This window comes from Candidatus Thermoplasmatota archaeon (assembly GCA_035540375.1).
Taxonomy (GTDB): domain Archaea; phylum Thermoplasmatota; class SW-10-69-26; order JACQPN01; family JAJPHT01; genus DATLGO01.
Genome location: DATLGO010000040.1, coordinates 1 through 9,697, shown reverse-complemented (window position 1 = coordinate 9,697; position 9,697 = coordinate 1). Strand labels below are relative to the sequence as shown.

Below are 9,697 nucleotides of genomic sequence, written 5' to 3'. Positions count from 1 at the left end.
CCTCGCGTTGAACGCCCTCCTCGTCGCCCTCTTCGTTCCCGGCGAGCCGCTCCTCGCCTTCGGCCCCGTCGCGGCGTCGCGCGAAGGCCTCGCCGCGGGCGCGCTCGCGGGCCTCAGACTCCTCGCGGTCGTCATCGCCGCGCAGTTCTTCCTCGCGACCACCCCGCCGCGCGGGCTTCTCGACCTCGCGGGCCGGTGGCCGGCGCTCGCCGTCGGCCTCGGCGCGTCGCTTTCCGCGATCCCCGCGGCGGAGGACGACGCTCGTCGCCTCGCGCGCGCCGCGCGCTCTCGCGGCCTCGCGCCGGGACCGCGCACGTGGGCGCGCCTCGCGGCGCCGCTTGCGGTCGCGACGGCGCGCCGCGGCCGCGTCCTCGGCGACGCGCTCGCCGCCGCCGGCTGGGAGGGGCGGCGCGCCGTGTACGGTCGCCGGCGCTGGGGCGCGCCGGAGGCGCTCGCGGTCGCGCTCGGCGTCTCGGCGATCGCCCTCGCGGTCGCGCAGAAACTCTAAGAATCGCGACCCGCTTGGCGCCGCGTGCGCGCCGCGCGGCTCGGCCTCCTCGTCTCCTTCACCGCACTCGCGGTGCTCGGCCGTCTCGCGTTCGTGTGGGCGCCGAACGTCGCGCTCACGTACTTCGTCGTCGCGCTCGCGGGGCTAGCGTACGGGCCTTCGTTCGGCTTCACCGTCGGGCTCGCGGCGATGACGCTCTCGAACCTGCTTCTCACGGGCCTCGATCCCGTCGCGTTCGTGAACGCGCCCGCCATGGGCCTCCTCGGCCTCGCCGCGGGGTTCGCGGGCCGCCGCGTGGACCTCGCGCGCGAGCGCGCCGCGTCGCGCGTCCTCGTCGCGGGCGCCGCCGCGTTCGCGGGGGTCGCCGCCACGCTCGCCTTCAGCGTCCTCGCGGACTCGACGACCTACCTCGTCTTCTACGCGCCCGCCGGGGCGCCGCCCGGCGCGTGGGGCGCCCTCGTCGCCCTCGGCCTCGCGTTCAATGCGCTCCCCGCGGCCGTGAACGGCGTGCTCTTCGGCGCCGGCCTCCCGGCCGCGGCGGAGGCGCTCGCGCGCTCCGGCCACGCGGATTTCACGCGCGGCGCCTGACGAGACGCGCGCACGCCGCGAGGGCCGCGACGACCGCCACCATCGGCGCGCCCGGCGTCGCCGCGGGCGAGGTCGCGGCGCTTTCCGCCGCCACCGACTCGCGCGCGGGCGGCGACGCCTCGATTGCGGGTTCGACCTCGAAGGCGAGCGTGACCGGCTCTCCCGCGGCGCCGTGCGCGTCGACGGGGACGAGCGTGACGACGCCGGGCCCGACGGCAAGCCCGGCGACGTCGAGGGACCACGCCGCGCCGCCGGCCTCGAGCGCGCGTCCGGCGACGCGCGCGACGACGCGGATCGCGTCGCCGTCGGGATCCGTGGCCGTCCCGCGCGCCGCGAGCGCGGCGCCGTGGACCCCGTGACGGTCGACCGCGATCGCGGGCGGGCGGTTCTCGATGCGCGCGACGGCGCGGGCGACGAGCACGTTGCCGTCCTCGTCGCGCGCCTCGACGGTGACCACGTGGAGACCGGGCGTCGCGAAACGGTGGCGCGCCGCGGGGGCGTCGAGCCAGCCCGTCGCCGCGCCGTCGCCGAAGTCGAAGCGGTAGGCGCGCCCCCGCCCGTCGTCTTGGACCACCTGCGCCGCGAGGCGCGCGACGCGACCCTCGACGACCGGCTCGGCGAGGACGAGCGCTGGCGATGCTGCGCGCGGCGTCTCGACGAGCGCCTCGGGATCCGCGCTCGGGGCTTCCGATCCGGCGGGGGCCACCTCCACGTGGACGAGCGCCTCGACCTCCGCGCCTTCCGCGTCGCGCGCCCGGACCACGACGTCGTGCGGGCCTTCGCGGTCGATCGCGGCGCGCACGCGGGCGCCCTCGAGCGCGCGTCCGCCGAGAATCCACGTCACCGCGGGTTCCGGACCGTCGGGATCCGACGCGCGGGCCTCGAGCGCGAAAGGCTCGCCCAGAACGGCCGCGAGGCGGGTCGGCGCCGCGAGGCGCGGAGGCAGGTTCACGACCTCGACCCGGGCGGTCGCGACCGCACAAGCGCCGAAGCGGTCGCACGCCGCGGCTTCGACGACGCGTTCGCCGAGCGCTTCGAACCGGTGCGCCGGACGGGGCTCGGTCGAGACGTTTCCGTCCCCGAATCGCCACGTCCAGGCGAGCGCGTCCCCGTCGGGGTCGAGCGCCTCCGCCTGGAATCGCGCGGGGGCCACGCGATCGACCGATGCGGGCGCCACGAGGGCGAGGACGGGCGCGCGGTTCACGACCTCGACCTGCGTGGTCGCGCGCGCCGAAAGTCCGTCCTCGTCGACGACGGTGAGCGTCACGACGTACACGCCGGGCAACGTCCACGCGTGCGCCGCGACGGGGTCGGGGCCGGGCGCGCTCGCGTTCCCGTCGCCGAAATCGAAGGCGTACGTCACGATGCGGCCGTCGGGGTCGCCGCTACCGAGCGCGGAGATCGCGACGGGCGCGCCGCGGTGCGTCGTCGCGGGCGCGGCCGCGACGGTCGCGACGGGCGGCGCGGGCTCGACGTGGACCTCGACGCCGGCCTCGCCGAGGCGGCCGTCGCGCGTCGCGACCTCGACCGTCGCGCGGTATCGGCCGCGCTGCTCGTAGGCGTGCTCGACGACGAGCCCCTCGGCCGTGGCCCCGTCGCCGAACCGCCACGTCGTGTGCGCGATCGCCCCGGCGTCCGCCGGCGCCCGGGCCTCGAACCGCACGGTCTCGTGGGCGCGCGACGAGGGGGGCGAGGCGACGGCCTCGACCGCGAGGTGACGGCGCACGGGCACGTGGCTTCCCGCGAGGATGACGAGGCCCTCGACCGTCGCCCACGCGTTTCCCCGCTCGCACGCCGTCGCGGGCGGGCTCGTCGCGAGGCCCCCGTCGGCGCAGCGGCTCCGGGCGATGAAGTCGAGGGCTCCTTCGGGAAGCGCGCGGCCGGCCGCGCGGTAGGCGTTGAGCGCCCACGCGGTCGACTGCACGTTGACGGGGAGGCCCGGCTTCGCCGACCAGCCGCCCTTCGCGGCGTCGCGCTTCTGGTCGAGATACGCGAGGCCCCGGGCCACGGCGTCGTGGTCGCGCGGAAGGCCGGCTTCGACCAGCGCCGAGACCGCGGCTCCGGTGACGTCGACGTCGCCGCCCTGGAACATGACGTGGGACCACGATCCGTCGAGCGCCTGGCTCGCGAGGACGGTGTCGCGCATGCCCGCGACCATGGGGTCCCCCGGCGCGGCGCCGGCCGCGCGCAGCGCGAGGATGCCCCACACGTCGTCGTTGACGTAGGCGGGCGAGCCCATCTGGCCGCCGACGAAGTGCGCGCGCAGGCGCGCCGTGTGGTCGACGCCGCCGAAGGACGCCGGGTCTTCGCGCGCGGCGGCGATGCCGAGGATGGCCTGCTCCCAGGCGTAGGCGTTCGCGTTCTCGGCGGGGGGATTCGCGCGCAGCCACTCGACGGGCGAGCGGCCGCCTTCGCGGCGCGTCGCGTGGGGGTCGCGGCCCGCGGCGGCGAGGGCCTGCACGCCCTGGCTCGTGGGCGCGCCGTCGAGGGATCCGTCCGCGCGCACGCGGCTCTCGACGTAATCCGCGGCAGACGCGACGACGTCGGGGCTCGCGGGGGAGGCGAGGGCGGGGACCGCAAGAAGCGCGAGGACGAGGAGGGCGCGGACGCAAATCATGCGGCTCACGGGAGGGCGACAAGGTAGCCGAGCCAGGTGGTGTACTCGAATTCGTAGACGTCGCCCTCGGCGGCCGCGTAGCCGTCGATGCCCGAGGCTGCGGGTTCGCCGTTCAGGTGGATCGACCAGAAGACGAGCGTGAGCCCGGTTCCGACGCCCTTGCCGGGCGCGAAGACCGAGGGGCAGGGATCGCCGTTCGCGTCGTGGCGGCCGTCGCCGTAGCGGCCATCGAGGCTCGTCACGAAGCGGCCGTTGCCGGCGTCGCGGCACCAGGTCCAGCTTTCGAGGCAGCCCGCGGCGACCGCGGCGTCGAGGATGACGCCGCCGTCGCTTCCCTTGCGGACGACGACGTCGCATCGCGAGAAGTCGTCCGTCGCGACGTCGACGGGGGCGCTGAGCCCCGCGCGCTGGGCGAAGTGGACCGTGACGAACCGGACGGGCTCGTCCTCGGCGAGGGCGGGAACGGTCGAGAACACGACGATGAGGGCGATCGCGAGCGCGCGCATGGCAGTCTCCCGCGCCCCGAGCCCCGGCGCCCGACTTAACCGTTGTTGACGACTTTCAAGCGCGCTTGAGGGTGATCGCAATTCGGCACCGCGAGCGTCCGGTCCCGGTCCCGGTCCCGGTCCCGGACCCGACGCCCGGCACCCGGCGCCCGGCACCCGGCGCCCGGCACCCGGTCCCGACACCCGACGCCCGGCGCCCGGTCCCGGCGCCCGGTCCCGACACCCGACGCCCGGCGCCCGGTCCCGGCGCCCGGTCCCGGCACCCGGTCCCGGCGCCCGAAGCCCGCGGCCCGGTCCCGGCACCCGACGCCCGGACCCGGGCCCGGTCACGGCGCCCGAAGCCCGATGCCCGACGCCCGGCCGTCGCCCCTGCGGGAACCAAATGCTTATCGTGCGCAGGCGAGTGGGGAGCGTCATGCGCCCGGAGCTCGCCCGCGTCTTGCAGAAGCAGGGATACGGCGTGGTGGGCGAGCACACGGGCGTGAAGCTCTGCCATTGGACGAAGGAGGACCTCCGCTCCGGCCGGCACTGCTACAAGGGCGACTTCTACGGCATCGAGTCGCGGGGATGCCTGCAGATGACGCCCATCGTGGACTACTGCAACTTCACGTGCCTCTACTGCTGGCGCTCGCAGTCGTTCGACATCGACATCAACGCGTCGAAGACGACGTGGGACGACCCGCAGGCGGTGCTCGACGGCGCGCTCGCGGAGCAGCGGCGCCTCACGTCGGGCTTCAAGGGCCACCCGACGGTGGAGGAGGCGCGCTGGGCGGAGGCGCAGATGCCGAAGCACGTCGCGATCTCGCTCAACGGGGAGCCGACGTTCTACCCGCACCTCGGCGAGTTCATCCGCCTCTGCCACCGGCGCGGCATGACGACGTTCCTCGTGACGAACGGCTCGCGGCCCGACGTGCTGCGCGACCTCGACCCGCTCCCGACACAGCTCTACGTGAGCGTGGACGCGCCGAACGAGGACGTCTTCAACAAGCTCTGCGTGCCGATCGGCGCGGGCGCGTGGGACAAGCTCGAGGAGACGCTCGACATCCTGCCGTCGCTCGACTGCCGCGTCGTGAGCCGGCACACGCTCGTCAAGGGCTGGAACATGGAGAAGGAGAAGGGGCACCTCGAGCAGTACGCGAAGCTCGACCGGCGCGCCGACCCCGACTTCATCGAGTCGAAGGGCTACGTGTTCGTGGGCTACTCGCGCGAGCGCATGGACATCACGAACATGCCGACGCACGCGGACGTGCTCGACTTCTCGAACGCGCTCGCGCCCCTCGTCGGGTACGAGCCGCAGGGCGACCGCCGCGAGTCGCGCGTCGCGCTTCTCGTCAAGCCCGGCGTCGAGCGCATGCTCGACCTCGAGGCGTGGAGCGCGAAGCACCGCGTCGAGGACCACCCGCCGCTCAAGCTCGCGGACGGCCGGTTCCTGCGCGACTCCGACTGGGAAGTCGACCAGCGGCGCGCGGCCGCGGCCGGCGCCGGCGGGCACGCCTGCGCGTGCGGCCACCCGCACGACGCGCACCTCCTCCCCCCGGAGGCCTTCGAAAAGCCGAAGACGCTCAACGTGAGCTTCGGCGCGAAGCCCGCGCGCGGCGCGGGCGGCGACTGCTGCGGCGGTCCCTGAATCCGACGCATTGGCGTCACGGTTAAGGCGTCCATGGGGAACTGCTTCCCGGGGAGGCCCCATGCCCAGGAAGCTCCTTGCGTCCATCGTCGTCCTCTCGCTTCTCGTCCCGCTCGCGTCCGCGAACCACGCGCATGTGAAGTGGGAGGTCCACGAGTCGAACCCCGAAGCCCACCAGCGGACGTGCATCGCGGAGACGTGGGCCGGGACCGGGGCGGGGGCGTGCGCGCCCGTCCCGACGGGCTATACGCACCCGCTCGAGGGCGCGCACGTGCTCGACGCCTTTGCGCGCTCGGGAGCCTCGTCCCTGAACCATGAGCCGCCCCGCTACCCGACGTTCTCCACGGGGTCGCCGATCCATCGCGAGACGGACGGAACGGTCCCGGACGTGCTCTTGCCCGGCCGCGCCTGGTTCTACGCGTGGTTCGGGTTCTGGAGCGACGCGAACGGGAACGGCATCGTGGACCAGGCCGTGCGCGGCGCGAACACCTCGACGGCCCCCACGGGGCAGATACCGTTGGAGTATCCCCTCGGCTCGTGGGTCGGCTACAATCCGGGCAACGAGTTCGTCGCCTGGGATTCGACGGCCCGCCACGGCCACGCCTCGATGGGCGACCTTTACGGCTTCGTCGAGCCGGGGAGCCACCCGCCGGGCACCGAGACGCAGAAGCCCCACGCGACGCAGCCCGATTTCAAGTACATCGACCCCGGACAGGACATGGAGCGCCTCCACCACACACACACCGGGGTCGTCATCCTCGACGGCTCGCTCCTCGAGCCCTATCGGGTCGAAACCGTGAGCGACATCGTCCTCGCCCCCGACGTCGTCAACAACCGGCCCTATCGCACGACGGAGACGAGCCGCGTGGACGTGGACCGCTACGTCGCCGTGGCGCCGGGCCCCGTCACGGCCCTCTACCAGGCCACCGCCGCCCCGGTGGTGAACGAATGGAGCACGCCCGTGTGTCCGAACAACTGCGTCGTGCCGCCCTTCCCGGTCCAGGGGGCCGGCCCCGCGCTCGACCTGCTCTTCCCGGGCTATGAGCGCGAGACCGCCGAAGGCGACGGCAACACGGCTTCGGGCCGCCTCGCCGAATTCCAGGCCGACTGGGGCGCTTGGCTCGACATCCTCCCCGTCGCGGGCTTCCCGAAGACGGTGTACAACCCCGCAAAGCGCGGCTTCCCGCTCGCGGGCGGACCGAACGACGCGCTCGCCGTCCCGCCGGGGACGCTCGTCGCCATCGAGGCGTGGTCGGGCGCGTGGCGCGACCATGACGAGGACGGCGTCATCGGCGCGGGCGGGTCCGATCCCTACGAGGGCGGCAACCGCCCCGTCCCGCACCGCTACTACGAGAGCCGTGGCGAGTTCGTGCCCTGGAACACGGGGCCCGTGGCCGGTGGCGCGGGATCGATGCGGGTCACCCTCACGCCCCACGCGTCGTGGGGTCCGGCGGGCGTCTTCCTCTTCGGCGACTCCGGGCTCCCGAGCCAGGACCCGACGCGCTGCGAGACGCTGCCGCATGGGGGTCGCCGATGCGACTACCTCACGGAGAACACGTGGTTCCAGGGCTCGACGCCCATCACGCTCGTGATGACCTCCTTCGGCGCCGAAGAGGGTCACCAGATGTCGACGGACTACCTGCTCTTCCCGGCCGGCACGACCGCGGGCGGCTTCACGGTCTGCTCCGATTGGCGCGTCCTGAAGATGGAGAAGGACGGCATCGCGCTCGACGAGACCGTCCGCGACTGTGACGAGGTCGCGGCGTTCGACGCTTGACGACGGAAGGCAACCTTCATGGGGTCCGAGACCGCCTGGGGACCCGGAGGCCGTCCCATGCACCGCGTTCTCGCCGTCACCCTTGTCCTTCTTTCCCCCCTCGCGCTCGCCGCGCACACGGACATGACGTACGAGGACCTCGACGACGCCCGCGTCGGCATCCTGGAGAAGACGTGCATCCTCGAGGCGCGCGGGTTCGGACGGCAGGATTGCCCGCGCGAACCGACCGGGCAGACGCCGGCCGAGGGCGTCCGCATCCTGGACAGCATCTTCACGCCGACCGGCTTCCCGTCGGGCGATTTCACCGGGAACGGTCACCCGTCCCCGATCATCCTCGACGAGCGCAACCTCAACCCCGCGAACCCGGACCCGCAGTCCGCCGTGCTGCAGAACACGAACGGGGCCGCGACCCGATACCGCAGCTACACCTCCCCCTCGCGCGAGACCGGAGGCGACATTCCCGACATGATCCTGCCGGGCGTCCAGTCCTTCATCGCGTGGTACGGCGTGTGGGAGGACCGCAACGGCAACGGGCACATCGACCTCGATGTCGTCGTGAAGACCACGTCGGGCAGTTTCGACCATTACGGCCCAACGAACGAGTTCGTGAAGGTCGGCGGCGATCTCTACGCCTTCATTGACCCCGGGAGCCACCCCACGAGCCAGGTGGAGAGCCGACCCGGCGTCTCCGACCCGGACTTCAAGTACAATTCCGCCGGCGACTCGCGCTCGCAACTGTGGTCGACGAACGGCAACGTCGCGTTCATCGACGGCTCGCTCCTCGAACCCTACACGATGGAGTCCGTCTCGGACCCGATCCTCGTTCCGGACGACAACACGAACCGCCCGTACACAGCGAAGCCCACGAGCCGCATCGACATCGATCACTACATCTCGCCGCTTCCGGGCTTCGCAACCACGCTCTACCAGGCCACGGCCGCGACGACCGTGCGCGAAGTGAGCAGCCCCTCCGCCGGGAGCTGCCCCAACAACTGCGTCTTCCCCCCGTTCCCCGTCGCGCCGCCGGGCGACGTCCTCGAGGACGTGTACGCTCCGTACGAATACGAGCTGGGCGAAGGCCCGAACGCGTGGGCGTCGGGCCGCCTCGCCGATTTCGTCGCGGACTACCGGGCCTGGGTCGACGCCCTCCCCGGCATCACGCATCCCAACTTCGGCGTCAATCCCCTGAAGAAGAACTACCCCATGCCGGCCGTCGGGGAATCGGGCGGCATGGGAATGCCCCCCGGATGGTTCCACCTCGAGGGCCGAAGCGGCGTCTGGAAGGACCGCAACGGCGACGGGTGGGTCGGCATCGTCGACAACACGAATCCCTACCAGGGCGGCAACCAACCCCAGCCCAACAACTACGGCGACAGCCGTGGCGAGTACATCGCGAAGCAGGCGCGAGGCAACGCGCAAAACCCGATGCGGATCCTCCTCATCCCCGAAACCGACTGGGGCGAGGGCGTGCACGTTTTCAGCAGCAGCGGGCTCCCCCAGAACAATTGCTCGCCGGCGCCGTGCGCGAACTACGACCTGGGCCTCCGGACCGGCAGCGACCCCATCTCGCTCGGCATCTCCACGAGCTCGGAGGGCTACTTCGGCGGCAACGCCCTCGTGTTTTTCCCGCGAGGGAACGTCATGGGCGGGTTCTGGGCCTGCATCGAGAACGCGGGTCTCTCGTACCAGTCCGCGGGCGCCGACGTCACGGAATTCGTGAGCGACTGCGACTACATCGAGCGGTACGCGCCCTGACAATCCGTGGCAAAGTTTGAAAGGGTCTCCGACCTCCTCCACCCTCGGGAGGCTCCACGTTGAAGACCCTGCTTTCGATCGCCACCGCTCTCGCCCTCATTTCGCCCCTCGCGGCGGGCGGGCACGGCCAGGTCGTCTACGAGCGCGACGAAAGCAACCCCGCTCCGATCCAGCGCACGTGCGTCGACGAGGCGCTCTCGGGAGTCATCCTGAACTGTTTCGTAGACGTCACCGCCCCCAACGTCGTCTACCCGCCGCACGGCATCCGGATCCTCGATTCGTTCATCCTGTCCCCCGCCCCCTCGCCCTCCTACGGGGA

The 9,697-nt window shown here is 72.8% G+C and carries 8 protein-coding genes; 6 read left to right on the top strand and 2 right to left on the bottom strand.

Annotated elements, in window-relative coordinates; genetic code table 11:
• The coding region (locus VM889_04545) for a CbiQ family ECF transporter T component (protein HVL47806.1) at positions 1–508 on the top strand (508 nt) is incomplete at its 5' end.
• A gap of 24 nt (positions 509–532) precedes the next feature.
• Entirely contained in the window at positions 533–1,096 is a 564-nt protein-coding gene (locus tag VM889_04540) for an ECF transporter S component (GenBank protein HVL47805.1), read from the top strand.
• Here VM889_04540 and VM889_04535 read toward each other — a convergent pair.
• Both VM889_04535 and VM889_04530 read right to left on the bottom strand, forming a co-directional pair.
• Positions 1,080–3,713, bottom strand: coding sequence for a PKD domain-containing protein (locus VM889_04535; protein ID HVL47804.1), 2,634 nt, complete (start codon positions 3,711–3,713; stop codon positions 1,080–1,082). The genes VM889_04540 and VM889_04535 overlap by 17 nt on opposite strands.
• A gap of 5 nt (positions 3,714–3,718) precedes the next feature.
• Positions 3,719–4,219 (bottom strand): hypothetical protein, encoded by a 501-nt coding sequence (locus VM889_04530; GenBank protein HVL47803.1) that lies wholly within the window; start codon positions 4,217–4,219, stop codon positions 3,719–3,721.
• Between the two features lie 415 nt (positions 4,220–4,634).
• Between VM889_04530 and twy1 the strand changes: the two genes are divergently transcribed.
• From twy1 to VM889_04510, 4 genes are all read left to right on the top strand, one after another.
• Positions 4,635–5,846: a 4-demethylwyosine synthase TYW1 gene (gene twy1 / locus VM889_04525; GenBank protein HVL47802.1), complete on the top strand. Its 1,212-nt coding sequence runs from the start codon at positions 4,635–4,637 to the stop codon at positions 5,844–5,846.
• A gap of 61 nt (positions 5,847–5,907) precedes the next feature.
• Entirely contained in the window at positions 5,908–7,623 is a 1,716-nt protein-coding gene (locus tag VM889_04520; GenBank protein ID HVL47801.1) for a hypothetical protein, read from the top strand.
• A 57-nt stretch (positions 7,624–7,680) separates the two neighbouring features.
• Positions 7,681–9,378 (top strand): hypothetical protein, encoded by a 1,698-nt coding sequence (locus VM889_04515; GenBank protein HVL47800.1) that lies wholly within the window; start codon positions 7,681–7,683, stop codon positions 9,376–9,378.
• 59 nt (positions 9,379–9,437) lie between these two features.
• The coding region (locus tag VM889_04510; protein ID HVL47799.1) for a hypothetical protein at positions 9,438–9,697 on the top strand (260 nt) is incomplete at its 3' end.

Excerpts from the sequence above, each read along its gene's own strand:
- VM889_04535 (HVL47804.1), bottom strand. The coding sequence starts at position 3,713 with ATGATTTGCGTCCGCGCCCTCCTCGTCCTCGCGCTTCTTGCGGTCCCC.
- VM889_04530 (HVL47803.1), bottom strand. The coding sequence starts at position 4,219 with ATGCGCGCGCTCGCGATCGCCCTCATCGTCGTGTTCTCGACCGTTCCC.
- twy1 (HVL47802.1), top strand. The coding sequence starts at position 4,635 with ATGCGCCCGGAGCTCGCCCGCGTCTTGCAGAAGCAGGGATACGGCGTG.
- VM889_04520 (HVL47801.1), top strand. The coding sequence starts at position 5,908 with ATGCCCAGGAAGCTCCTTGCGTCCATCGTCGTCCTCTCGCTTCTCGTC.
- VM889_04515 (HVL47800.1), top strand. The coding sequence starts at position 7,681 with ATGCACCGCGTTCTCGCCGTCACCCTTGTCCTTCTTTCCCCCCTCGCG.